The 25835-nt window shown below is 40.1% G+C and carries 28 protein-coding genes; 2 read left to right on the plus strand and 26 right to left on the minus strand.

Features of this window, described 5'->3' with window-relative positions:
* Positions 1-129 precede the first annotated feature (129 nt).
* Entirely contained in the window at positions 130-984 is an 855-nt protein-coding gene (locus TTE_RS11315) for an N-acetylmuramoyl-L-alanine amidase family protein (protein WP_011026404.1), read from the plus strand.
* A 20-nt stretch (positions 985-1004) separates the two neighbouring features.
* Here TTE_RS11315 and sfsA read toward each other — a convergent pair whose 3' ends face one another.
* The 13 genes from sfsA to TTE_RS11380 all read right to left on the minus strand — a co-directional run bounded on the left by sfsA (position 1005) and on the right by TTE_RS11380 (position 11813).
* Positions 1005-1694, minus strand: coding sequence for a DNA/RNA nuclease SfsA (gene sfsA, locus TTE_RS11320; protein ID WP_011026405.1), 690 nt, complete (start codon positions 1692-1694; stop codon positions 1005-1007).
* A 9-nt stretch (positions 1695-1703) separates the two neighbouring features.
* Complete coding sequence (queD, locus tag TTE_RS11325) at positions 1704-2072, minus strand: 6-carboxytetrahydropterin synthase QueD (protein ID WP_011026406.1); 369 nt, start codon at positions 2070-2072, stop codon at positions 1704-1706.
* A 3-nt stretch (positions 2073-2075) separates the two neighbouring features.
* Complete coding sequence (gene folK, locus TTE_RS11330; protein ID WP_011026407.1) at positions 2076-2576, minus strand: 2-amino-4-hydroxy-6-hydroxymethyldihydropteridine diphosphokinase; 501 nt, start codon at positions 2574-2576, stop codon at positions 2076-2078.
* Positions 2573-3385: a dihydropteroate synthase gene (gene folP / locus TTE_RS11335; protein WP_009610305.1), complete on the minus strand. Its 813-nt coding sequence runs from the start codon at positions 3383-3385 to the stop codon at positions 2573-2575. The genes folK and folP overlap by 4 nt, the downstream gene beginning before the upstream one ends.
* A 10-nt stretch (positions 3386-3395) precedes the next feature.
* Positions 3396-3962, minus strand: coding sequence for a GTP cyclohydrolase I FolE (folE, locus tag TTE_RS11340; RefSeq protein WP_011026408.1), 567 nt, complete (start codon positions 3960-3962; stop codon positions 3396-3398).
* Positions 3963-4063: 101 nt separating this feature from the next.
* Positions 4064-5563 carry a lysine--tRNA ligase gene (lysS, locus tag TTE_RS11345; protein WP_009610316.1) on the minus strand — a complete coding sequence of 500 codons (1500 nt, stop codon included), beginning with the start codon at positions 5561-5563 and terminating at the stop codon, positions 4064-4066.
* A 19-nt stretch (positions 5564-5582) separates the two neighbouring features.
* Positions 5583-6056, minus strand: coding sequence for a transcription elongation factor GreA (gene greA, locus TTE_RS11350; RefSeq protein WP_011026409.1), 474 nt, complete (start codon positions 6054-6056; stop codon positions 5583-5585).
* A gap of 169 nt (positions 6057-6225) precedes the next feature.
* Positions 6226-7314, minus strand: coding sequence for an NAD(P)H-binding protein (locus tag TTE_RS11355; RefSeq protein ID WP_041587372.1), 1089 nt, complete (start codon positions 7312-7314; stop codon positions 6226-6228).
* A complete protein-coding gene (locus TTE_RS11360; RefSeq protein ID WP_009611072.1) occupies positions 7307-8236 on the minus strand; it encodes a hypothetical protein in 930 nt (309 codons plus the stop codon). Before TTE_RS11360 ends, TTE_RS11355 begins: the two co-directional genes overlap by 8 nt.
* Before the next feature lie 4 nt (positions 8237-8240).
* The gene (locus tag TTE_RS11365) at positions 8241-8765 is read right to left on the minus strand and encodes a transcriptional regulator (RefSeq protein WP_011026411.1); all 525 of its coding nucleotides are present in this window, start codon (positions 8763-8765) and stop codon (positions 8241-8243) included.
* 80 nt (positions 8766-8845) lie between these two features.
* On the minus strand, positions 8846-9073 hold the full coding sequence (locus tag TTE_RS11370; protein ID WP_011026412.1) for a hypothetical protein: 228 nt from the start codon (positions 9071-9073) through the stop codon (positions 8846-8848).
* A gap of 5 nt (positions 9074-9078) precedes the next feature.
* Positions 9079-10278, minus strand: a complete 1200-nt coding sequence (locus TTE_RS11375; protein ID WP_011026413.1) for a Ger(x)C family spore germination protein — start codon at positions 10276-10278, stop codon at positions 9079-9081.
* Complete coding sequence (locus TTE_RS11380; RefSeq protein ID WP_009611076.1) at positions 10278-11813, minus strand: spore germination protein; 1536 nt, start codon at positions 11811-11813, stop codon at positions 10278-10280. The genes TTE_RS11375 and TTE_RS11380 overlap by 1 nt, the downstream gene beginning before the upstream one ends.
* A gap of 93 nt (positions 11814-11906) precedes the next feature.
* Between TTE_RS11380 and TTE_RS11385 the strand changes: the two genes are divergently transcribed.
* Positions 11907-13016 carry a GerAB/ArcD/ProY family transporter gene (locus TTE_RS11385; protein WP_011026414.1) on the plus strand — a complete coding sequence of 370 codons (1110 nt, stop codon included), beginning with the start codon at positions 11907-11909 and terminating at the stop codon, positions 13014-13016.
* 6 nt (positions 13017-13022) lie between these two features.
* Here TTE_RS11385 and TTE_RS11390 read toward each other — a convergent pair whose 3' ends face one another.
* The 13 genes from TTE_RS11390 to ftsH form a co-directional block, all read right to left on the minus strand.
* Positions 13023-13790, minus strand: a complete 768-nt coding sequence (locus TTE_RS11390) for a type III pantothenate kinase (RefSeq protein ID WP_009611077.1) — start codon at positions 13788-13790, stop codon at positions 13023-13025.
* Between the two features lie 48 nt (positions 13791-13838).
* Positions 13839-14369: an ECF transporter S component gene (locus TTE_RS11395; protein ID WP_011026415.1), complete on the minus strand. Its 531-nt coding sequence runs from the start codon at positions 14367-14369 to the stop codon at positions 13839-13841.
* Positions 14370-14512: 143 nt separating this feature from the next.
* Positions 14513-14881 (minus strand): DUF2118 domain-containing protein, encoded by a 369-nt coding sequence (locus tag TTE_RS11400; RefSeq protein WP_011026416.1) that lies wholly within the window; start codon positions 14879-14881, stop codon positions 14513-14515.
* Positions 14881-15138, minus strand: a complete 258-nt coding sequence (locus tag TTE_RS11405) for a hypothetical protein (RefSeq protein ID WP_011026417.1) — start codon at positions 15136-15138, stop codon at positions 14881-14883. Before TTE_RS11405 ends, TTE_RS11400 begins: the two co-directional genes overlap by 1 nt.
* A gap of 11 nt (positions 15139-15149) precedes the next feature.
* Positions 15150-16700, minus strand: coding sequence for an acyl-CoA carboxylase subunit beta (locus TTE_RS11410; RefSeq protein WP_009611078.1), 1551 nt, complete (start codon positions 16698-16700; stop codon positions 15150-15152).
* Between the two features lie 93 nt (positions 16701-16793).
* The gene (gene mce, locus TTE_RS11415; protein ID WP_011026418.1) at positions 16794-17195 is read right to left on the minus strand and encodes a methylmalonyl-CoA epimerase; all 402 of its coding nucleotides are present in this window, start codon (positions 17193-17195) and stop codon (positions 16794-16796) included.
* Between the two features lies 1 nt (position 17196).
* Entirely contained in the window at positions 17197-18141 is a 945-nt protein-coding gene (meaB, locus tag TTE_RS11420; protein WP_011026419.1) for a methylmalonyl Co-A mutase-associated GTPase MeaB, read from the minus strand.
* Complete coding sequence (locus tag TTE_RS11425) at positions 18138-18545, minus strand: cobalamin B12-binding domain-containing protein (protein WP_011025548.1); 408 nt, start codon at positions 18543-18545, stop codon at positions 18138-18140. Before TTE_RS11425 ends, meaB begins: the two co-directional genes overlap by 4 nt.
* Positions 18546-18562: 17 nt before the next feature.
* Positions 18563-20242, minus strand: a complete 1680-nt coding sequence (locus TTE_RS11430) for an acyl-CoA mutase large subunit family protein (RefSeq protein WP_011026420.1) — start codon at positions 20240-20242, stop codon at positions 18563-18565.
* Between the two features lie 105 nt (positions 20243-20347).
* Positions 20348-20713 (minus strand): hypothetical protein, encoded by a 366-nt coding sequence (locus TTE_RS11435; protein WP_011026421.1) that lies wholly within the window; start codon positions 20711-20713, stop codon positions 20348-20350.
* Positions 20714-20722: 9 nt separating this feature from the next.
* Positions 20723-22390 (minus strand): formate--tetrahydrofolate ligase, encoded by a 1668-nt coding sequence (locus TTE_RS11440; protein WP_011026422.1) that lies wholly within the window; start codon positions 22388-22390, stop codon positions 20723-20725.
* Between the two features lie 20 nt (positions 22391-22410).
* Positions 22411-23799 (minus strand): ATP-binding protein, encoded by a 1389-nt coding sequence (locus tag TTE_RS11445; protein WP_011026423.1) that lies wholly within the window; start codon positions 23797-23799, stop codon positions 22411-22413.
* A gap of 163 nt (positions 23800-23962) precedes the next feature.
* Positions 23963-25798, minus strand: a complete 1836-nt coding sequence (gene ftsH / locus TTE_RS11450; protein WP_011026424.1) for an ATP-dependent zinc metalloprotease FtsH — start codon at positions 25796-25798, stop codon at positions 23963-23965.
* Between the last annotated feature and the right edge of the window lie 37 nt (positions 25799-25835).

Consider the following 25835-nt stretch of genomic DNA (forward strand, 5'->3'; position numbering starts at 1 on the left):
AACACTAAAATTTTTAGTAAATATCTTTTATTTTTTTCTTGCTGTGGTAAAATATATTTAGTTTTATCACAATTATACCATAATTTTATCACACTTTTCTCACAATTTTTTTAAATTGGAGAGGGGAAAATGTTAAACAAGCTGACAAATATAAGGATTGATTCTGCCTGCAACAGCCCATCAATAAAAGAGCACAAGAGCCTGCTGGTCTTTGACTTCTCTCTAGACATCCCTTCACACCAGGCAGAAATTCATGAAAACACCATAAAAATAATATTCTCTAGTGTTCCCCTTAATATGCCAGAAGGCATATACAAAGTTTTGGATGGCATTATATCTTTTGTCGAAATAAAACAACAAGGAGAAGACATTGTGGCTTGCGTACATCTTGATTTTCCATCCAACTTTGAGGTAAAGACAATAAAAGGAATACCTTCGCAATTTGAAGTGTACATAGATAGAAGTCCGCTCATAGAAGTATTAAAAGGAAGAAAAATAGCAATAAATCCCGGTTTTAGTAAAAAAACTAAAAGCCCTACAGGACTCTTGATGCACATTCCAATAATGGGGATAGCAAAAAAGTTAAATTTTCTGCTGAGTAATTGCGGAGCAGAAAGCAAAATAACCTGGGAAAAAGACCCTCAAGAGAAAAATTTAAAAGATTTGGATTGTGAAATTCTAATTGACCTTTATACTGAATTGTCATCTAAGAAAGAGAGCGGATTTAAGGTGTACTATGAAGACCAGAACGACGCTTCTTTTAAGCTTGCTAAACATATAAACAAAGCAATGGAAGAAAAATTGCAACTTCCAAACTTAGGAATTTTTCAAAAAAGATTTGAGTACAAAGAAAGTATCATTCCTGTGGGTATTGTGCCAGCAATGGAAGATGTGAGAATAGATGATGCTCATTTGAGGGATGTAGATTACAGAGAAAAAGTAGCTCAGGCCGTGTTTAATGGCTTAATAAGATTTTATTCATAAAAAGCAGGTAAAAAACAGGGTTACAGCACTACCTGTACCCTGTTTTTTAAATTAATAAAATTTTCTCCCACATCGCAGGTATAGGCATAAACTTCTACGCCTTTTGTGAAAGCTTCTCTTAAAAATTGTCCAAATTGAGGGTCCTGTTCGTCATTTGGAGTAAAGTATTTGATGTCATCCATTTGAATTAAGAAAACAACTGCCGCTCTCATCCCTTCTTCTTTGACTTTTATGAGCTCCTTTAAATGCTTTCTACCTCTTTCTGTCGGCGCATCAGGAAACTTGGCTACTCCATCTACCTCCAAAGTAACACCCTTCACTTCTATGTAGCAAATTTCCTTTCCATTTGTAAGTTTTATGTCAAATTTACTGTTCCCAAAGCTTTTTTCCTTTTCCACCAGTTCATATCCTCTAAACTCTTCAACTATCCCTTTTTTTATGCTCTCCAGAAACACTTTATTTGGCACTTGAGAATCAATTGATATAAGCCTTTTCCCTTTATAGGCAAAGGCAAGCTCATAAGGAGTTTTTCTCCCCTTTTTTTCTCTCACTTCTAAAAGCACATCTGCCCCTTTTACGAGGATCTCTTTCAGTCGCCCTGTATTTGGGACATGAACCAGGGTTTTAATGCCATCTATTTCAACATAGGCTTCAAATCTATTTAACCTTTCTATGAATTTCCCTTTTATTATCGGATTTTTAATAATCATCATAAACCCTCATTTCAAATCCTCTGCTGTAACTTCTGCAAAACTGGTTGGAGTCTCCCAGAGAGTAAGCTTGTAGAGTTTGTAATTGGGTCCTTTGAGTTCTCCTTCTAATTCCTTCCACATCCACAGGAGTATATTTTCACAAGTTGTGTTAAAGCCTAGCACTTCATTTAAATATTTGTGGTCAAGCTTTTTTATAATTTTTTCATTGACAATTTCTTTTAGCTTTACAAAGTCCAAAACCATTCCTTCCTCATCAGGATAGCCCTCAACTGTGACCTCTAACCTATAAGTATGGCCGTGCAACTCTTCACATTTCCCATGGTAATTAACAAGGTTGTGGGCACTGTCAAAGGTAAATATTTTTGTAACTCTCACTTTTTACACCTCTCCACACCAATCCTTTTTGTAGAGCCATACGCCCTGCTTGTCTATAAGGCCTTGTATCAACTCATCGATGGATAAACCGTTTTTACTCAATGAAGGATTTATATCCCTTAATGGTATCAGCACAAAAGCTCTTTCCCACATGTGAGGATGAGGAATAGTTAGCTTCTCATCATTTAGAATAAGTCCATCATACAAAAGAATGTCTATGTCAATGGTTCGGGGTCCCCATTTTATTGTGCGCTCTCTTTTGAGTTCTGCCTCAATACTTGTAGTGACATCTAGAAGTTCATAGGGCGTTAGGTCTGTTTCTATTAAAATTGCAGCGTTTAAAAAATTGTCCTGTTCTAAATATCCTACAGGCTTTGTCTCATATATGGGAGAGAGCTTCTTTAAAACTATGTTTTTATTTGACTTAAGCCTTTTGACCGCCTCTTTTAAATACTTTTCTCTATCTCCTAAATTTGAACCCAAAGAAAGGTATACCTCTGTCATCTTCTCACCATCGCATCAGTCATTTTAGCTACTCTTGACATCTCTTTTACATCGTGGACTCTTATTATATCCACTCCTTTTACTATTCCCACAGCTACAGTCGCCGCTGTCCCCTCCAATCTATCCTCTACATCTACGTTTAAGACTTTGCCTATCATAGATTTTCTGGAAGTACCCAAAAGGACAGGAAGTCCCAGAACTTTTAATTCCTCCAGGCGATTCATGACTTCCAAATTATGCTCTAAAGTCTTTCCAAAGCCTATGCCAGGGTCAACTATCATCTGGTTTCTTTCAATTCCAGCTTTCTCAGCAATTTCTATGCTCTTTTTCAAAAATTCTATGATAGATTTTACTACATCGCCGTACTCAGCCACATTGCTGTTGTGCATCATGACAACCCCTGCTTTATATTTGGCAACTACTTCTGCCATCTTGGGGTCTCTCTGAAGCCCCCACACATCATTTACTATATGGGCTCCTGCCTCCAGCGCCCTTAAAGCTACATTCGCCTTCATAGTATCCACAGAAATTATCACATCTGAAATTTTAGAAAGCCTTTCGATTACAGGTATAACCCTTCTAATTTCTTCCTCTTCATCGACAGGAGTGTATCCGGGCCTTGTAGACTCTCCTCCTACATCTATTATATCTGCTCCCTCTTCAATCATCTGCAAAGCTCTTTCAATCCCTTTTTCCAAAGTATTGTATTTGCCTCCGTCTGAAAAGGAATCAGGAGTCATGTTCAAAATACCCATTATGTAGGTCCTTTTGCCAATCTCTAAAGTCTTATCCCTGCACTTTAAAATCATAGCCTTCCCCCTATCTCTTGGAATTTATCAAAGCCATCACTTCCGCTCTGGCTTTCTGGTCCGTTCTAAATATTCCCCTTAGGGCAGAGGTAACAGTTTTAGAGCCCGGCTTTTTAACCCCCCTCATAGTCATGCACAGATGCTCTGCCTCTATGACAACAGCAACTCCCAAAGGATTGACGGCTTCCATTATGGTATCCGCAATTTCACTAGTGAGCCTTTCTTGGAGCTGAGGCCTTTTTGATAAAACGTCTACTATACGAGCAACTTTTGAAAGGCCTAAAATTCGCCCTTTTCTTGGAAGGTATGCCACATGGGCAACACCTATAAAAGGAAGAAGATGATGCTCACACATAGAGTAAAGGGGAATATCTTTTACCAGGATTATCTCTTGATGCTCATCTTCTTGGAAAATTTTTATAACGTCTTTTACATCTGTGTGAAGTCCAGAAAAAATTTCTTCGTACATCCTGGCTACTCTGTCAGGAGTCTCAAGGAGCCCCTCCCTATCGGGGTCTTCGCCTATGGCTTCAAGTATCTCTCTTACAGCTTTTTTAATCTTTTCTTTGTCTATCATTTTTGATACCCCTTCTTTTTTGTTGTGCACAGCTTTAATTATATTACTTTTTGCGAAAAAAAGCCAGCATATAAAAGTTAAAAGCAGTCCTGCGACTGCTTTTAATCTTTGGGTTTCATTGTAGGGAAGAGTATTACATCCCTTATAGAATAAGAATCTGTCATAAACATGACAAGCCTGTCTACACCTATACCCAAACCTCCTGTAGGTGGCATACCTACCTCAAGGGCATTTATAAAGTCCTCATCCATCATGTGAGCTTCTTCATCTCCCGCTTCTCTCTGCCTTAACTGTTCCAAAAATCTCTCTTTCTGGTCAATCGGGTCATTTAGCTCTGAAAATGCGTTTGCAACTTCTCTGCCGTAAATGAAAGCTTCAAACCTGGAAGTAAAAGCAGGGTTGTCGCGCTTTCTTTTAGCCAAAGGAGAAACCTCCACTGGATAGTCCATGACAAAAGTAGGCTGTATAAGGTGCTTTTCTACCAGTTCGTCAAAAACAAGTGCTATTACTTCTCCTTTTTTCATATCAGGCTTTTTCAACTCCAGATTTAAATCCTTTGCTATTTTTCTCGCTTCTTCATCTGTAGCAACTTTTTCAAAGTCAATCCCCACATATTCTTTTATAGCATCCACCATGGTGATTCTCTTCCACGGCGGCGTCAAATCTATTTCAGTGCCCTGATAGATTATTTTTGTGCTGCCATTTACTTTTTCAGCCACATACGCAAAAAGCTGTTCAGTAAGTTCCATCATACCGTGATAATCCGTATAAGCTTCATAAAGTTCCAGGAGTGTAAACTCCGGATTGTGCCTTATATCCATTCCCTCATTTCTAAAGACTCTGCCTATTTCATAGACCTTTTCAAATCCCCCGACAATTAACCTCTTCAAGTGAAGCTCCAGCGCAATTCGTAAATACATGTCTATGTCTAAAGCGTTGTGATGGGTGATAAAGGGCCTTGCCGCTGCTCCACCTGCGATTGTGTGCAAAACTGGAGTTTCAACTTCCAGAAATCCTCTATTGTCTAAAAATTCTCTTATTGCTTTTATTATCTTGGTCCTTTTTAAGAATACTTCCCTTACGCTTGGATTTATTATTAGGTCTACGTATCTTTGCCTATACCTTAAATCCGGGTCTTTTAAACCATGCCACTTTTCAGGGAGAACTTGCAGTGACTTGCATAAAAGCTTAAAGTCTTTCACGTTTATAGTAATTTCTCCGGTCTTTGTCTTAAAGACTTCTCCTGTAACCCCTATAATATCACCTATGTCAAGGAGCTTAAAGATTTCGTAGTTTTTTCCTCCGACATTATCATATCTCACATAAATTTGAATTCTTCCGTCCCTGTCCTGTATATCTGCAAAAGAAGCTTTTCCGTGGCTCCTCTTGGTCATTATCCTTCCTGCTAGAGTTACAGTTTTCCCTTCAAAATTTTCGTAATCGTTTTTAATGTCTGAGGAAAGATTAGTTCTTTCAAACCTATCTATGCCATAGGGCTCTATCCCCATGCTCCTTAAGATATTGAGTTTCTCTCTTCTCACCCTTAAAAGTTCATTCAAATTCTCAAGGTCATTCAAAATGTTCTCATTAGAATTACTCATATTATACCTCCATCACCCTTTACCTTCGTATTTCGAGTATTTTGAGTTTAATAACTCCCGCAGGCACTTCTACAGAAATTGTTTCTCCAACCTTTTTGCCTAAAAGCGCTTTTCCAATTGGAGATTCATCAGAAATCTTGTTATTCATAGGGTCTGCTTCCGCCGACCCAACTATAGTGTACTCCACTTCTTCGTTGTAAGTCTCATCAAATACTTTAACGGTACACCCTATGCTTACTTCGTCAAGCTTTATATCTTCTTCGTCAATTACTTTTGCGTTTTTAAGCATGGCTTCCAGTGTGGCAATTCTTCCCTCAATGAAGGCTTGCTCGTTCTTTGCTTCATCGTACTCTGAGTTTTCACTCAAATCCCCAAAGGCTCTTGCCTGTTTTATTTTTTCAGCTACTTCTGCCCTTTTTACTGTTTTTAAATACTCAAGTTCCTCTTCTAATTTTTTAAGTCCTTCATAGGTCAAAATCACAGGCTTGCTCATAGGCATTCTCCTTTTTCTTAAAATATTTTAAAAGGTATTTTTATTCTTATGTAGGGTTTAAAATTTTTATGTATTCAATATATTAATACACAAGCACTGCTTCCGCAGTGCTTGTGTATTTTTCATGTGGAATATTATAAACCAGGTAGCAAATAAAGTCAAGTCCAAATTAAGCGAATTTCCACGTCTCTAACTTCTTTTTAGCGTTTTTTCTCACAGTTTCTATCTTTTCCATCGTAACTTCTCTTTCAAAGCTCCTGAAACCTGCCAATTTGAATCCGTGTTTTTTTGCAAGCCTTGCTATTTCATCTACCTGCTCGACTGTAAGGTCTCTTCCTAAAGAGTAATTTTCAATGCGCCCCTCCATAGCCAAAATCATTGTCTCTGCCATGCAGGCATAACTCGTCTTGGGTGGAAAGCCAAAATTAAAGTGAAAATCTACGTCTCCCGGTACTTCCACTACTCCTCCTTCTATCACAAGCACGTCATCCCTTTTGTCTGCAACTTCTTTTGATACATCTCTTGGCCTTGCCACATCGCATACAACTGCCCCGGGCTTTAAGTATTCTGGCTTTATTACAGTATCCACTGCGCTTGTCACAGTTATTATTATGTCAGCATCCTCAAGTGCCTCTTTTACGTCTGAAGTTATGTGAGCAGACATTCCTGTTTTTTGCATCAGGTAATCTCTGAAATTCTGCAATTTTTCTTTGTTTCTCGCAACTAAAGTCATGTATTTGGCATCCCTTGAGAGAATTTCAGCGCAAACCTTCCCTATGGAGCCTGTCGCTCCGATGACCACTACATGAGAATCTCTTACATCCTTGCCCATTAGTTCAGCTGCTTTTATGGCCCCCTCTATAGCTGTTGCTACTGTGTAGCTGTTGCCAGTTGTGACTGCAATGTTTGAATTTTTTGCAATTGTAATTCCTGCATCTCCTACAACAGAGGTCATAGCACCCAAACCTACAATTTCTGCCCCTAAATTTTCAGCAATCTTTACTGCTTTTATTATTTTCTTTAAAACATAATCTTCAGGCAGTTTAAGCATTTGTTCAGAAGTCAGAGGAACCGCTACAAACCATCCTTCTGTCTCGGCATATTCGCTTCTTACCCCTGTAATTTCAGATACCTTCATCGGCGGAAGGAGCCTTGTGAAGCCCTCCACCACCCATTTAGGGAATTTTTGCATCACTTTAAACTTGCGACTTACATCCTCGTATTCTATAGGATGAATTATAAAGCCGAATTTATGCACTCTCATTACCCCCCTTTTTTTGTAAATACTCTACTCTCGGCTCAAAGCCTATTTTGTCCAAAAGCTCCTCATAATCTTTAGTCGTCATCTCCTCCTGCTTTTTACCTGCTATTGCCACAAGAACTCCTTCCATCACATTTGTACCGAAGGATCTCCCATTTATATTAGGGGTGGTGGTAATCAAAATTTCAACCCCTCTCTGCCTCAAAGTTTCAACATCTTCTGGAGTTACAGTATTTGTAACTATGACCTTCCCTTTTAAATCTTCAGGCATGAACCTTTTTATAAACAAAAAGTCGCCTGCTATTATGTCCGCCTCTTTATAAAATCTTTCATATTTTTTGCTGTCCATTTTTAATTGCTTCTCTCCAGTAGGATATATCATTTCAAAGGGCAGACGAACCACTACTGGAACGATTATAAAAGAGAGAAAATAGACAAGCCTCAAGGAATGCAAAGGAATAGGCACATTGAGTGCGAACATCAGGTCCCCTATTATGAGGGAAGCCCCCTCTTCTTCAAAAGCCTTTGCCATTCCGTATCTATCCATTGCACTGGTGATAAGCACTTTTTTCCCTCTTAAGTCAACTATTCCTTTTTGCTGTATGTATTTTATTACTCTTCTTTCAAGGGTATTCTTAAGTCCCGAACCATCTACAATAGGGGTAATTTTCGCAGCATTCTTTAAAGGCAGAGCATCTCTTATCACATACCTCTTGTTTCCTGCAGAAAGATATAAGTCTATTCCACCCATACCAAAAGCGTCCACTTTTCCGTCAAGCTCTTTTATCATCTCTACAGCCTTTTTTAAATCTCCGTCAGTGCCAATTCTTTCGATTATAAACTTTTCCCCCAAAATCTCTATCTCTGCTTTTTTGTTCCTAGTAGAAGACCCTAAACTTATGCTTACGACCCTCTTCATTTTTTCACCCTCTCAAAGAATCTAATATGTCTTTTATTACCTTCGGATCTACATACACATCTTCTGTAAGCGGAGAATGTCCAATGTTTACAGTTATTATGTCTTTGTCAAAAATGGCTTCCATAAGCTGGCTTCTCTTGTCTGACCCTAAAAATATTATCACGTCATGAGACTGAACCTTAGCAATAAGGTCCATCACCATGTTAAAGAGCTCTGCACCGCTCATGCTTTCAGCTATGCTAAGCCTTTCTTTTTCCGATAAGAGAAGAGTAAAATTAACCCCCCATTCTTTCAAAAGCTCCTCAAGCTCTCCCTTGTTTTTTATTGGGAAACCAACCACCGCAATATTTCCGCCTTTTCTTACCTCTGCTAGATTTTCAAGACGTGATATAAAGCTTCTGTCCACTTTAAAGCGGTCTGCCACCTCTTGCTGCGAAAAACCGTTCTGCCGCATTTCAATCATCTTGTCTATGATGCTGTGAAGTTTGTTTAAATTAATTATTTTGTCCCCCACTTTTACAAATTTCATCTCACAACCTCCGATGTGCACATTTTGTGCTCACACTGATTACAATTTTACTACTTTTTAAAAAAAATTTCAAGGCAGATTCACTGCCCCCAAAATTTTTCTATAGGCTTTAGAAGAAAACTTATTATGCGATTTGCAGGAATAATCTGTATATTTAGGACATAGAAAAGATTGAGCACATACCCAGCTATAAGGAATATAAAAAACACTACGACTTCTTTTAGTCTTTTTTCTCTTAAAAGCCTTGGAACTTCCAGCATAGAAAAAAAGATAAACAAGAGAGTCAAACCCAAAATTTTAAAAGCCATCTATATCACCTCGGATGTATTGGTTTGGATGAAAGTCCAGAACGGCGGATGTGCGTCTTAACAGTTACATTAAATTTTATATCAGGGTAAATATTTTCCCAGTCTTCCACAACTTTTTTCCACACTTTAGGCTTGCTTCTGTGAAGAATTTCTACAAATCCTACTACATCTGCATTGTATTTTTTTTGAAGTATGTTCAAAGCTCTCTCTATAGCAGATTTTATTTTACTGCTCACAATAACTTCTAATTGCTGTAGTTTTTCAGGCTCTGTGATGTCATACTTGGTCTCCTGTTCATTTAAATAAGCTTCTACATTTACTTTTATGTTAAATGAGATTTTATCCCCCTCAACTACAGGCTTAATCTCTGTTTTTGCTTTGGTTATCACAAGGGAGATGTGAGCTTTTTCGCCTTTTAATCCTTTATCAAGTGTTAAAGTGCTCCTTTTTAACTTGTTCATTAGCACAGTTACAGCTTTTGTATCCTGCTCTTCTAAAAAGCCTATGAGCTTATCATTGTCAAAAACTGCTGAACCTACAAGCCTTACTCCCACAGCTTTGCCATCTTTCTTTACAATCTCAAGCTTACCTGTGATAGGGGCTTTTTTAGGTATTTCCAGTGTCTGGATAAATTCATTTAAGTCGCATACATAAGAGGAAGAAGTGTTTGCCTGATTTGATATAATCCCAAGGACTTCTTTATAAGGATACCTTTCCAAGGTACTTGAAGAAGGAATATTAAAAAGCTCGTGTATGCTGCCTCCTGTGACAACTAAAATGTACGCCGTTCTTCTAAACTCCGGATTTCTCGTCATAAAGTCAAGAGTCTGATATATGCCTGATCTAGCAAATTTTTCATCTAAAAATATTATCTCGTTATACTGCATAAACAAAGAGCGGGGAAGCTCGTCATTTAAATTGGCAAAAGCCTTGGCAAAGTCCACTCCATTTGCTTGAAAAACAGCGTAAGGCTTTCCAACAGCGCTTCCTCCCCCTGTTCCACCTCCAGGTCCTCCGCCGCTCGCTAAAAGCCCAGGTTTTAAAATCTCCACTACAAGGTGAATCATTCCATCTTCTCCTTTTTCAATTCCCAAACCTTGCACAAAGGCCAGCTGATTTATCTCTCTTTTATCCCAGCATCCCTCAATAACGAGTAAAGTCGTCAAAAGAATTAATATCATCGCTACAACTTTTTTCCCTCTCATTATCCTCTTTTATCCTCCTGCCTTATTATGTTTTTCCTCTGTATAGTTCTAGGCCTTAGTATTTTTGCCCACCACGGTACTCTCATAAACACATCAGTCAGTTCCTGAGATCTGCACGGGGTTATTGGTGAAAGATAGGGAACCCCAAAAGATTCTAAAGAGGCCATGTGAGCCAGCACCATCATTATCACCATTATTATCCCAAAAAAGCCCAAGGTCCCTGCCGCTATCATTATGATAAACCTAAGAAGCCTAAAAGTTATAGCTACATTAAAGGCAGGTATGGCAAAGGAAGCAATACCTGTCATAGCCACTACAATGACCATGGCAGGGGAGACAAGGCCAGCTTGAACAGCTGCCTGCCCTATCACAAGGCCCCCGACGATGCTCACTGCTTGACCTACCTGCATTGGAAGCCTGATTCCTGCTTCCCTCAGTATTTCAAAGGTGACCTCCATAAACAAAGCTTCTAAAAGGGCCGGAAAAGGAACTCCTTCCCTCTGGGCAGCAATTGATATGGCCAACTGCGTTGGTATCATCTCCTGATGAAATGTGGTTTCTGCTATGTATATAGAAGGAAAAAGGAGAGCTGTTATCATGGCTATTATCCTCAATACTCTGAGGGCAGAAGACAAAAAATATCTTTCGTAGTAGTCTTCTCCTGCCTGAAAAAATTGTGCAAATACAGCCGGAACAGTCAATACAAAAGGTGAACCGTCCACAATTATAGCTACTTTTCCCTCTAAAATCTCTGCGGCTATCCTGTCTGGCTTTTCCGAATGAGCGATCTGGGGAAAAGGAGAAAACGGATTATCTTCTATAAATTCCTCAATATATCCGCTGTCAATTATCCCATCAATCTGTATCTTCTTAAGCCTTTTTTTGACTTCTTGAAGAACTTTATCATCTGCGATTGATTTTATGTAAGCGATTGCCACATCTGTCTTTGAGTATTTTCCTATTTTCATGTCCTCAATCACAAAATCAGGGTGCTTTATCCTCCTTCTTAACATAGAAGTGTTAATCCTTAAGGTTTCAACAAATGCCTCTTTAGGTCCCCTCACATAGGACTCAGTAGTAGATTCGCTTATATTTCTCCCTTCCCAACCTTTTGTGGAAAGGATTAATGCTTTTTTAATTCCATCGATTAAAAGGACAGTTTCTCCAGACAGCAGGTCATCCATCACATCGCCAATCTTGTCTTTTACATTCACCTCTCCTATAGTGACAAAGAGTTCTCTTACCCTTTCAAAAAATTCGTCTCCTGTTCCTGGGTTTTCATCAATTTTCTGAGTCTCAATCATGAGGGGAAATAAAACATTGTGGGCAACTAAGGACTTGTCTGCCAATCCATCTATGTAAATAAGACAGGCAGGTATCTTTCTCCTCCCAATTTTTATATTTCTAAAAACCACATCGTTATTGCCAGCTAAAAGCGTGTTAAAGATGTAAGTATTTTCTTTTAAATCTTTTGTCAAATACATGTACTCGTAATTGTCTCGAATGTACTGGGGGTCCGGCAGTTTGCGAGCCATTTTTTCACCTCCAAAGATTATTATTTCATTTTTTGGAGAATATTATGTTTTTTTGATGCAAATAATATAAAAAAAGGCACAGAGGGCTGGGATATGCTTAAAGGAATGGAACAATTTGAAAGGACAAGCGAAAAGAAAATATCGACAAAACAACTGGTATTTTTCCTTGTCACCACAGTTATATCTACAGCAGATGTATTCTTGCCTTCTTTTGTAGCATTGGCTGCAAAGCAGGACTCCTGGATTTCTGTAATAATTTCCTTTCTTGTCTCAAGCGGTATTTTTGTATTTTACTACAAGCTTGCAATGATGTTTAAAGAAGAAATACTTTTTTCTTATGTTGACAAAATTGTAGGAAGTTTTTTAGGGAAAGTGATATCTTTTCTTTATCTCCTTTTTATACTTCACGGAATTTCCCTTGTGATGAGAGAATTAATAGAAATAATGGTAAACGCTTTTATGCCTCATACCCCACCTATAGTGTTTTACGTAGTTTTAATGGTGTCAGTTATGTATACTGTATCAAAGGGATTTCTCGCGATAGTGAAATTGAATGAACTGCTCTTCCCTTTTGGAATGCTTCTTTTAGCTTTTGTAATAGTCCTTGACCTCCCAAAGGTGGACATGAGAAATTTTCTCCCAATACTTGAAAACGGGATAATGGCTCCCATAATCGGTTCTGTGCTCATAACGCCTTTTATGCTGGAGACAGTGATAATACTTTTCATCTTCCCACATATCTCTCAAAAAGAAAAAGCTCTAAAAGGAGGAATTATAAGCCTTGGAATACTTGCTCTGAGCATGATGCTGGGGGTACTAGCTATAGGCATATTCGGGGTAAAGACGGCTGCCAATTTTCAGTTTACAGCTCTCGAAATGGTGAGAAATATAAGGATAAGCGACTACATCCAGAGGTTTGACTCTCTCGTTATGGCCATGTGGCTTATGGGAATTTATATAAAGATCGTAATATTCACCTATCTCTTTGCTAAAGGATTAGCCGAGACCATTAAATCTACTGATTACAGGTTTATACTTCTCCCCCTTGCCACATTGTTAATACCGCTAGCCGAAAATGTATCCGAAAGTTTGGATGGCTTGTACACATATTTTCAGAGGTGTTTCCCCTTTGAGGGATTCTGGTTTGAGGTGTTCTTCCCCCTACTCCTTTACACAATTGCAAAAATTAGAAAAATAAAATGAGAGGAATTATTCTTTATTCCTCTCATATATAATCCTCAATCCCTCTAATGTGAGCATTTCATTGACTGTATCTATTGTCTTCGATTCCTCTGCAATCATATTTGCAAAGCCCCCTGTTGCCACTACATAGGCAGAAGGTGCAAATTCTCCCTTCATCCTCGTGACTATGTAGTCCACCATTCCCACATGCCCGTAGATTATACCTGATTGCATGCTGGCGACAGTGTTTCTGTTTATAACTGTGGGAGGTTTTGTAAGGTCTATCTTCGGAAGCTTTGCAGTCCTTTGGAAAAGCGCATCTGCAGAAATCATAAGCCCGGGAGCAATTATTCCTCCTAAATACTCCCCTTTTTCTGATATCGCGCAAAAGGTGGTAGCAGTTCCAAAGTCTATGACTATTACAGGTCCACCGTAGAGCTCGTACGCCGCCACAGCGTTAACTATCCTGTCTGCTCCAACCTCTTTTGGGTTGTCGTATTTTATGTTTATCCCCGTCTTTATTCCCGGACCTACTACTATAGGCTTTGTCCTGAAGTACTTCAAAGACATGACCTGCAGAGTATTCATAAGGGGTGGAACTACTGAAGAAATTATCACATCATCAATTTCCGTAAGACTTATCCCGTTGTAACCGATAAGCTGGTTTACCAGCATCCCGTATTCATCGTAAGTTTTATTTTTGTCTGTCGAAATCCTGAAGGAGTGAAGGAGCTTTTTCCCTTTAAATACGCCCATGACTATGTTGGTGTTGCCCACGTCAAAAGCTAAAAGCAAATTTATCACCTTCTTTAATTAAAATTAAGCAGGCAAAAAGCCTGCTTTTTATCTATTGTACGCTTTTTTAACTGACTTTACTACAGCAGTTACAAGGAGAGAAGCAACAATTATTTCTGGTATCCCATTCCTTAAAGCCACAAAAGCTGCTACCTGCCAAGGCAGATATTTAAAAATTACCGCCAGGCTTAAAACACCAATAGTATTGGTCAATGTACCGGCTGCTGCAGCAATGGCGCTGTTTTTAGTCCACCTGTAAACGTAGTAAGCTACAACACCTATGAATATTCTCGGCAATATGGCCACCACAGGGTTTGCAAAAAGAGGCGTATTAGCTCTTAAGAAACTGGTTATGCCGAATATGAGCCCGACAAAAGCGCCAACAATTGGTCCTTCCAGTACCCCTCCTATTATAGCTGGAATATGCATAGTAGTGGCACTGGCAATGCCTAAAGGAATATAGCCTAAGACTGTGGTGGACAGCACAATAGCAATTGCTGAGAGCATTCCCGCAACAGCCATCTGCCTCAGCGTAAGCTTCGCAAATACCTGCTTCTCTCTTAAAGTTCTGATCTGCACATTCCACACCTCCGTTCCGGTTCCTTATTAAGGATACCGTTCCGAACGCATGACAATATTAAATTTTTAAAAGCTGTCAGGTTCGAAACCGATACCCGCAGTTTTCATTTTACCATAAAAAATGCTAATTTATCAAGAAGTTTTTATTCCATAGTGACAAGGACATCTCCTGTATTTACAGAAGCCCCTTTTGACACATTCACACTAGCTACAATCCCATCTTCAGGAGCCATTATCTCGTTTTCCATCTTCATGGCTTCTAAAATCAGTAGCACATCCCCTCTTTTTACTCTATCTCCCTCTTTTACTCTGACGTCTAGAATTGTACCAGGCATAGGAGCAGAAACTACTTTAGAGCCTTTTCCTGTAGAAACTTTCTCCTCCTGTTTAGGAACCTCTTTAACCTCCACTATTTCCTCTTTTTTGCTTAGCTCTTTCTCTTCTTCTGCCTTCATCTCTTCTACCTCTACTTCATAAGTCTTGCCATTTACTGTAACTTTGAATTTCCTCATCAACAATACCTCCTTAAAAACCGTGCTTGCATCTGCTCTACTCTTCCAACTACAGACCACAGAGGAACTGCCTCTGAGGTCTCCCGTATAGACCTTATGTAAAAGGTCGTCCCTTCATCCATATAATAGGAAATAGCAGCCATAATCGCTGCGACTACTTCGTCACTAAGTTCATCCTTTACCTCTTCTCTTTCTTCTATTTCCTGCTTTTTTTCTTCTTCAAACGCCTTTTTAAAAAATTTTAAAATCCCTTCCATATTTTATCACCCTATAGAGGAATATTGCCATGCTTCTTAGCTGGCCTTGTTTCTCTTTTACTTCTTAACATCTCAAAAGCAGAAATGAGTCTCGGCCTTGTCTCAGACGGAATTATCACATCGTCCACATAGCCTCTTGCTGCAGCCCTGTAGGGATTTGCAAAATTTTCTCTGTACTCCTTTATTTTCTGCTCTCTTACTTCAGCTGGATTTTCCGCTTCGTTTATCTCATTTTTAAACACTATATTAGCTGCTCCTTCTGGACCCATAACTGCAATTTCAGCAGTGGGCCATGCAAAAACTATATCTGCTCCTAAATCCTTACTGCACATAGCAAGATAGGCTCCGCCATAGGCTTTTCTCACAATTAGAGTGACTTTTGGAACTGTGGCTTCTGAATACGCGTAAAGCATCTTAGCCCCATGCCTTATTATTCCGCCGTACTCTTGATTTGTCCCCGGTAAAAAACCTGGAACATCTACAATGCTCAATATTGGAATATTGAAGGCATCGCAAAACCGTATAAACCTCGCTGCCTTGTCAGAAGCATTTATATCAAGTACCCCTGCTAAAACCCTAGGCTGATTGGCGACAATTCCAATGGTTCTGCCGTTCAACCTCGCAAAAGCGGTAATTATATTTTCTGCGTACATCTCCTGTGATTCAAAGATTTCGCCTCTATCCACTATCTCCCTAATCAATTCCTTCATGTCATAGGGTTTATTAGGATTGTCTGGCACTATTTCCATAAGCCTTTCTGAAGTCCTGTTGGGATCGTCTCCCGTTTCATACCGAGGTGGGTCTTCCAGATTATTTGAAGGGAGGTAGCTTAGAAGCTTTCTGACCATTTTTAATACTTCTTCGTCATTGGGTCCTCTAAAATGAGCAACTCCGCTCACTCTGTTGTGAGTGATAGAACCACCTAACTCTTCTGGAGTAACCTCTTCTCCTGTAACAGCTTTTATCACTTGAGGGCCTGTTATGAACATCTGGCTGGTTTTGTCTACCATGAATATAAAGTCAGTAAGGGCTGGAGAGTACACTGCTCCTCCTGCACTGGGGCCCATTATTACGGAAATCTGAGGTATAACTCCTGAGGCCAGAGTATTTCTGTAAAATATTTGGCCGTAGCCTGAAAGAGCATCCACACCTTCCTGTATTCTGGCTCCTCCCGAGTCATTTAGCCCAATTAAGGGTGCTCCCATTTTCATAGCCATGTCCATGACTTTTGTTATTTTCTTTGCGTGGTATTCTCCCAAAGACCCTCCTAAGACGGTAAAATCTTGAGCATACACGTAAACGAGCCTTCCATCAATCGTTCCGTACCCTGTCACAACTCCTTCTCCCGGGTACTTTTGTTTTTCCATTCCAAAGTCATAGCAGCGGTGCTCCACAAAAGGGTCCAGCTCTACAAAACTTCCCTTGTCAAGGAGGATATTTATTCTCTCTCTCGCTGTGAGCTTCCCCTTTTCGTGCTGCGCTTTAATTCTTGCTTCTCCGCCGCCCTCTTCTGCTTTTGCCCTCCTCTTTTTCAGCTCTTCTATCTTTTCCTGGACGCTCATCAAGACGCCTCCTTAATAAAATAAAGTTTTAGTAGCAGTTATTATTAGTACCTACTATAATATAACATACTAGAAGAAAAAGCTCAACAACTTTCACTTCCTCTCACAAAGCTCCAACAATACTCCATTTGCGCTCTTTGGGTGGACAAAGGCAATTTTCGCCCCTCCTGCCCCATACCTTGGCACTTCATCTATGAGCTTTACTCCTTTTCCCTTCAACTCCTCTAACGCCTTTTCAATGTCATCTACCTGAAGTGCTATGTGGTGTATGCCTTCCCCTCTTTTTTCTATAAATTTAGCGACAGGCCCATCCTCTGATGTGGACTCTAAAAGCTCTATCTCGCTCTCCCCAACTGGAATAAAGGCCGTCTTTACCTTCTGCTCCTTAACTTCTTCTATCCCTGTCACTTTCAAGCCCAGCACTTCTTCATAAAACTTTCTCGCTTCTTCTATGCTCTTTACTGCTATCCCTATATGGTCTACCTTTTTAATCACATCATTCCCTCCTCTCAAGTATTTGCCTATAGAGAGCTTCTGCAACTGTATAAGGGTCAATTTCTTTAGCCATGACTTTTTGAATTTTCTGGTCAAATTCTTCGTTTCCCATTTTTGCAAACACGTCTTTCATAAGCTTATTTTTTACACTTTCTGTTATTTCCATTTTTATTCTGTTTTTTCTCCTCTCTTCAAGCTGACCGCTTGAGATGAGGTACTCTTTATGAGAATGAATTTTTTCAAGCACCTCACCTATACCCTTTCCCTCCTGTGCTACTGCTTTTACAACAGGAGGTCTCCACTCCTTTGGCATATCTAAGTCAAGCATCATGTTAAGCTCTAATACAGTTTTATCAGCTCCTTCTCTGTCGCTTTTGTTTACAACGAATACATCTGCTATCTCCATTATTCCAGCCTTTATGGCCTGTATATCATCTCCAAGTCCGGGCGCTAAAACCATCACCACTGTATCAGCTATTTTTATTATGTCTACCTCTGATTGGCCTACTCCTACAGTCTCAACAAACACGTAGTCCATCCCTGCTATATCTAAAATTCTCACCGCCATATAGGTTCCTTTTGAAAGCCCTCCGAGATGTCCTCTTGTCCCCATGCTCCTTATGTAGACATTGGGATGTGTGGTCAAATCCTGCATCCTTATCCTGTCGCCAAGTATAGACCCGCCAGTAAAAGGACTCGTAGGGTCAACAGCTATTATTCCTATTTTTTTCCCCTCTTCCACCAAATTCTTTACCAATCTGTCAGTCAAAGTGCTCTTGCCAACCCCTGGCGGTCCGGTAATGCCAACTATATAGGCATTGCCGGACCTTTTGTAAAGTTTTCTTATTATCTCCCTGGCTTTTTCTTCGTCGTCTTCAGCGTAGGTTATGGCTCTTGCTATTGCTCTTTTGTCTCTATTAAGAAGCAGCTTTTCTAATTCCATCATTTTTTTGCCAACCTCTTAACATTGGCTTTTATATATTCAATGACTGCTGAAGTGGGAGTGCCAGGGGTGAATATCTCTGCTATGCCGTGCTCTTTCAAAAAGGGAATGTCTTCTTCTGGTATCACACCTCCGCCTATCACCAATATGTCCTCTGCCCCTCTCTCTTTTAGAAGCTTTGTTATTTTGGGAAAAAGTGTATTGTGAGCACCTGAGAGTATACTCAATGCAACTACGTCCACGTCTTCCTGTATGGCTGCCTCCACTATCTGCTCAGGTGTCTGCCTTAATCCTGTGTATATCACTTCCATGCCGGCATCTCTTAAGGCTCTTGCTATCACCTTTGCGCCCCTGTCATGCCCGTCCAAGCCGGGTTTCGCCACCAGTACCCTTATAGGCCTTTCCATGCTTATAACCTCCTATTTCAGAATATTATCTGCTGTTGATACTCACCAAAAACAGACCTTAAAACATCTGTTATTTCCCCTAGCGTAGCGTATTCTCTCACTGCATCCAGTATCCATGGCATCAAATTGTCATCGCCTTCTGCCGCCTTTTTCAAAGCCTTTAAAGCTTTTTCCACCCGTGCATTATCTCTCATTTCCTTTACTTTCTTTATCTTTTCCCTCTGCACTATTTCCACTTGAGGGTCCACTTTCAAGAGATTCTTGGGAGGTTCCTCTTCCATCTGGAATTTATTAAGCCCTACTATTATTCTCTTCCCTGACTCTATTTCCATCTGATACCTGTAGGCGCTTTCCTGAATCTCCCTCTGCATATACCCGAGGTCTATCGCTTTTACTGCTCCTCCCAGTTCATCTATCTTTTTTATATACTCAAAAGCTCTCTTTTCTATCTCATCCGTCAGGTATTCGACATAGTAAGATCCCGCCAACGGGTCTGGCGTGTCACAGACGCCACTTTCATAAGCTATTATCTGCTGCGTCCTTAATGCAATCCTGACAGAATCCTCCGTAGGAAGAGCTAGCGCTTCATCTCTGCTGTTTGTGTGAAGTGACTGAGTTCCGCCTAATACTGCAGCCAAAGCCTGAATGGTCACTCTTATTATGTTGTTGTCAGGTTGCTGGGCAGTCAAAGTAGACCCAGCCGTCTGAGTGTGGAATCTCATCATCATAGAACGGGGGTCTTTAGCGCCAAATCTCTCCTTCATTATTTTTGCCCACATTCTCCTAGCGGCTCTAAATTTAGCCACCTCTTCAAACAAATCGTTGTGAGCGCTGAAAAAGAAGGAAATCCTCGGTGCAAACTCGTCCACATCTAACCCTGCTTTTATTGCTGCATCTACGTATGCTATTGCATTTGCGAGGGTGAATGCAACTTCCTGTACAGCTGTCGCTCCTGCTTCTCTCATGTGGTAACCGCTTATGCTTATTGTATTCCATTTAGGCACATATTTGGAGCAGTACTCAAATATATTGGTGATGAGCCTCATAGAAGGACCTGTAGGAAAGATGTAAGTACCCCTTGCCACATACTCCTTTAATATGTCGTTCTGTATAGTGCCATTCAGTTTATCAGGAGACACCCCTTGCTTTTCAGCAACCGCAATGTACATGGCAAGAAGTATAGCGGCTGGAGCATTTATGGTCATGGAAGTGCTGACTTTGTCAAGTGGGATCCCGTCAAACAGTATTTCCATGTCGTAAAGTGAATCTATCGCTACTCCTACTTTCCCCACCTCTCCCTCTGCCATAGGGTGGTCTGAATCATATCCTATCTGAGTTGGAAGGTCAAAGGCTACGCTTAACCCTGTCTGTCCTTGCTCTAAGAGGTATTTAAATCTCTTATTAGATTCTTCGGCAGTGCCATAACCAGCGTATTGCCTCATTGTCCAAAATTTTCCTCTGTACATGGTGGGCTGTACGCCTCTGGTATACGGATATTCCCCTGGGAACCCCAGCTTTTCAAGGTAATCTATATCCTTAACGTCTTCCGGCGTATAGATAGGCTTTATCTCTATCTCTGAAGATGTCTTAAACTCTTCTTTCCTCTCAGGGAATTTTGCAATGGCTTTTCCCCTATGATTTTTCTCCCAATCCTCTTTTTTCATTTTTATTTCCTCTAGCTTCTTTTCATCGTACATACATCAATTCCCTCCTTTAAGTTTCCCTCTTACATTATAGCATAATTTTTAACAATTGTTTACCTTTTCAAAAAAAATAAAAAGAAAAGCGGCAAAAGTCTGCCGCTACTTAGACATTTCTCTTATAACTTCTTCTAATTCCTTCACTATTTCGCTTATTCCAAAATAGCTTTTTTGCATTTTTAGCTTGGAAAGTAGCCTTCTGTACTGCTTGAGAGTCCCCATTATAATGACATCTGAACTATCTACACTCATGTTCACACAGCCTCTTGCAACAGCAGCTTCTCCACCAGCCGCCAGCATCTCCTGTTTTACAATGTTAGCGGCAGCAGGGTGGACATCGTAAAGCTTGACCACCCTGAAAACTGCCTTTGGAGCCATTATATCAACAGAAATCTCTTCAGCTTTTATTTGGCTTAGCTCTCTTTTGGCCTCCGATAAATTATCTATCTTCAAAACCTCTCTCCTCATTTTCAGTCCCTAGAACAACCCCTTTATTCTACCATTTTCATCTATATCTATGTTCTCAGCGGCAGGGTGTTTTGGAAGCCCTGGCATTGTCATTATGTCACCTGTCAGAGCAACTATAAACCCGGCACCTCTAGAAATTCTTAATTCTCTTACGGTTATCTTAAATCCTCTAGGACGCCCTAAAAGCTTGGGGTCATCTGACAGGGAATACTGGGTCTTAGCTACTACTATAGGCATCTTGTCAAGTCCTAATTTCTCTATATTAGCTATATCCTTTAAAGCACTTGCAGTATATTCTACGCCGTCAGCTCCGTATATCTCAGTAGCGATTATGTGGAGCTTATCCTTTATAGGCAAGTTTACATCGTATAGGAATCTGAAATTAGAGGGAGTGTCCGCAGCTTTTATCACTTTTTCGGCAAGTTCTATTCCGCCTTCTCCACCTTTCTCCCAAACCTCTGCCACCGCCATATCTACACCTATTCTGTCACAAGCTTTTCTCACTTCTTCAATTTCTCTTTCTGTATCAAAGACAAATTTGTTAAGCGCAACCACCACAGGCACGCCAAATTTCCTTACATTTTCCACTTGTTTTTCAAGGTTTTCTATTCCCCTTCTTACTGCCTCTACGTCCTCCTTCTGCAAATCCTCCTTCTTCACTCCCCCGTGCATTTTCAAAGCCCTTACCGTTGCCACAACTACAGCAGCATTTGGAGTGAGACCTCCAAACCTCGCCTTCACATCGAAAAATTTTTCTGCTCCCAGATCTGCTCCAAAACCTGCTTCTGTCACCAGATAATCTGCAAGCTTTAACCCATATTTTGTCGCAATCAAGCTGTTGCATCCGTGAGCGATATTTGCAAAAGGGCCTCCATGGACAAAAGCTGGAACGTTTTCAATCGTCTGTACCAAATTAGGCTTTATAGCATCCTTTAAAAGCACTGCCATTGCCCCGTCTGCTTTTAAATCCCTTGCAGTTACAGGACTTCCATCTTTGTCATAAGCTACTATTATATCCCCCAGCCTTCTCTTTAAATCCATTAAATCGTGAGAAAGGCACAGAATTGCCATTATCTCCGAGGCAACAGTTATTATAAAGCCGTCCTGCCTTGGATAGCCGTTAGCTTTTCCTCCTAGCCCTACTATTATTTCCCTTAAAGCCCTGTCATTCATGTCCATTGCTCTTTTCCACGTTATAGTCCTTATATCGATATTTAGCTCATTCCCATGGTGAATGTGATTGTCAATCATAGCAGCCAGCAAATTGTGAGCCGCTGTAATGGCATGTATATCTCCAGTAAAATGCAAATTTATATCTTCCATAGGTACTACTTGAGAATAACCGCCTCCAGCTGCTCCTCCTTTTATTCCAAAGGAAGGACCTAAAGAAGGCTCTCTCAAGGCAATCATGGCTTTTTTCCCTAATTTTGCAAGAGCTTGCCCCAGTCCTACAGTCGTCGTGGTCTTTCCCTCTCCAGCAGGAGTGGGAGTTATAGCTGTAACTAAGATGAGTTTTCCGTCTTTCCTGTCTTTAATTTTATCCCACAAAGCGGGGGAAATCTTAGCTTTGTATTTGCCGTAATATTCCAGATAATCCTCCTCAATGCCCAATTTTGCTGCCACATCTCTTATGTGCAGCATCTTCGCTTCCTGAGCTATTTCAATATCTGATTTCATAACAAATCCCCTCCAGCTTTTTATTTTTCTCCCAAAACAACCTTTACAAGAGTTCCTTTCCCTTTCTTGCTGTAAATTTTAAGGTCTCCGTTGTACATATCAGCAATGCTCTTACAGATGGCAAGCCCCAATCCTGTCCCATCTTTCTTAGTAGTGAAAAGCGGTTCTATCACTCTTTTTAAATGCTTTTTCTCTATACCACCCCCGTTATCAGCTATTCTCAAAATCAGTTTCTTTAAGTACGGGCTGTATTTTGTGCTCAATACTATTTTACCATTGTTTTCAACAGCGTGCATAGAGTTTTGAACAATATTTAGTATGAGCTGTTTTATGTGATTTTTGTCTATCTTCATAAGAGGTACATTTCCAAACCTCTTTTCAAGTTTAATCCCTTTTTTGACCATTTCCGCTTCAAAAAGAAGCAGATATTGATTTATCACCGCATTTACATCTATCTCTTTTCCTTCCTCCCCTTCTTCATTGCTCTTTATTATCCCCAAATAGTTTCTGATAAGCCCTAGAACTCTGTCCACTTCGTCTAGTATAGTCTCATAGTAGGTAAAACTATCGGGATGCTTCACTTGCAAAAGCTGTATAAACCCTTTTATGGAGGTTAAAGAATTTTTTATTTCATGAATAGTAGTAGCTGCAAACTCCCCTGCAATAGTGTATTTCTCCGTCTGCTCCATCAATTTTTTATACCTTAAATCTTCAGTGATGTCTTTTGCAATAATAATCTTCCAATGATTGTTCATAAGTTTTCCGTATTTTAATAAAAGCACCCTTTCTTCATTCCCGTCACGAGAAGGTACAACAATTTTATCTCCCCTCAAAAGGCTTATTTCCGAAAAATCAGGTTTGTATCTTTTGATGAGGTCTAAAAATTTGGTATTTATAAACTTTACGTACTTTATCCCAAAAAGCTCACAGGCCTTGTTGTTGACATAAACTACATTAAACTTTCCATCTACTACTATTACCCCCTCTTCTGTCACCTCAAGCACATTTGCCGAAGCCTTAAACAAATCGAGCGGATAATCCAAATGTCCCTTTACATAATCCCTTAACTTTACAAATCCCAAATAGGCTACTTTTTCACCAGCAGTATTTGTAATAGGACTGAACTTTATCCCAAAAGACATGCGTATATTGTATTTTCCAGTTAATTCTATTATAAGCCCTTCTTCATAAGGGCCTATTTCCTTATATTTCAACACGCTGTGAAAAAAATAGTCGTAGTCCTCCACATCCTCATGGGTATAGCCTAAAATTTCTAACAACCTGGTATTTATGTGAACTACTTTTCCTTTTAAGTCTTTTAAGACAAAAAAATCATGAGCATTGTCAAGAAGATTGCATATCCACTGCAGCGAATTTTTCTGTGTAGAAGATGATTTATGGCTTTTCATGGCTGTTCCCTCCGCTTTCCTCCCTCATCTTCTGTAGGAAAAACGCTTCTACTAATTATATTAGACATAAACAGGCAAAATTCCTTCTTCTTTTCAATAATTTTTTTATTGTTAACTAAAGTTTTTATAAAAAAAATTGTATAAGTCTTGCGACTTATACAATTCAGGCAAAAGAAACCCCTTCTATTTCTTCTCCATTAAATACTTTTTCAAACTCTTCTCCATTGAGCTTCTCTTTTTCCATAAGGGCCTTCGCCACTCTGTGAAGTTTATCTATATTCTCTTGTAGAAGGCTTTCCGCTCTCTTATAAGCTTCCTCTATTATTCTCCTTATCTCTCTGTCTATCTCTGCAGCCACTTCCTCACTGTAGTTTCTCGTCCTTCCTAAATCCCTTCCTAAAAACACTTCTTCGCTTTTTGTGCCAAAAGTCATAGGACCTAATCTGTCGCTCATTCCATACTCTGTCACCATTTTCCTGGCAATATTGGTAGCTCTTTCTATATCATTCTGAGCGCCAGTGCTTATATCATTTAGCACCAACTTCTCAGCAGCGCGCCCTCCCAAAAGGTGAACTATTTCATCCATCATCTCTGACTTTGACATGTAGTACTTGTCTTCTTCGGGGAGAAGCATCGTGTAACCTCCAGCTCTCCCTCTTGGAATGATGGTAACCTCGTGAACAGGCGGAGTCGTGGGCAAAAGCTTCGCAACAACAGCATGCCCTGCTTCGTGATAGGCTACCAATTTTTTGTCTTTTTCAGACATGATTCTACTCCTTTTTTCAGGCCCAGCTACGACTCTGGTGATAGCTTCCTCCAATTCTGCCATGGTTATCTGCTTTAAACCCTTTCTTGCCGCCAGCAGAGCTGCCTCATTCATCACATTTTCTAGGTCAGCCCCTGTAAAGCCCGGCGTCCTCCTGGCAATAACTTGAAGGGACACGTCAGGCGCCAGAGGTTTATTTCTAGCATGGACTTTCAAAATTTCTTCTCTCCCTTTTATGTCAGGAATATTGACCACAATATGCCTGTCAAACCTCCCAGGCCTTAAAAGGGCGGGATCCAGTATATCAGGCCTGTTTGTAGCTGCAATTACGATTATCCCTTCATTTACACTAAATCCGTCCATCTCAACCAATAACTGGTTCAACGTTTGCTCTCTCTCGTCATGCCCTCCGCCCAGACCTGCCCCTCTCTGCCTACCTACAGCATCTATCTCATCTATAAACACTATACAAGGTGCGTTTTTCTTCGCCTGCTCAAAAAGGTCTCTTACTCTCGCTGCACCCACACCCACAAACATCTCCACAAAGTCAGAACCGCTTATGCTGAAAAAGGGAACCCCTGCCTCTCCTGCAACAGCTCTTGCCAGAAGAGTCTTCCCCGTGCCCGGTGGACCTACTAAAAGCACTCCTTTAGGAATTCTCGCCCCTAATTCAATAAATTTTTTTGGATATTTCAAAAACTCTACAATCTCTTGGAGTTCTTCTTTTTCTTCATCTGCACCCGCCACATCATTAAAAGTAACTCTTTTGTCCTTATCTGTAACCATTCTAGCTCTGCTCTTGCCAAAAGACATCACCCTGCTTCCTCCCCCGCCCTGTGCTTGCTGCATAAATATATACCAGAAGAGAATGAGCACACCTACCAAGAACAGGGAAGGAAGCATCTGAACCCACCAAGGCGGTCCCACCTGGGGCTCATATTTAAAATCCAGTTTGCCTTCCAATATATACGGGTCCACAAAAGACATAAAATTGGTTATATCAGGCACACTGCTTTCAAACTCGGTGCCGTTTTTGAATACGCCTTTCACCTGATTGCCCGAAAGAGTAATACTTTTTATCTGATTTGCACTTATATACCTTACCAGCTCTCCGTAGTCTATTTTAGTTACCTGAGGCGTAGCTTGGGAATAAAGCTGTACCATCGCATATATAGCTATGAAAATGAGGAGATAAAGTACCATGCTCCTGAAAATTTTATTGTTATCTTTCAAATAAGGCCCCTCCTTCAAACAAGTCCCACTACTTTAA

Origin of the sequence: Caldanaerobacter subterraneus subsp. tengcongensis MB4 (genome assembly GCF_000007085.1) — a bacterium.
In the GTDB taxonomy this organism is placed as follows: Bacteria; Bacillota; Thermoanaerobacteria; order Thermoanaerobacterales; family Thermoanaerobacteraceae; genus Thermoanaerobacter; species Thermoanaerobacter subterraneus.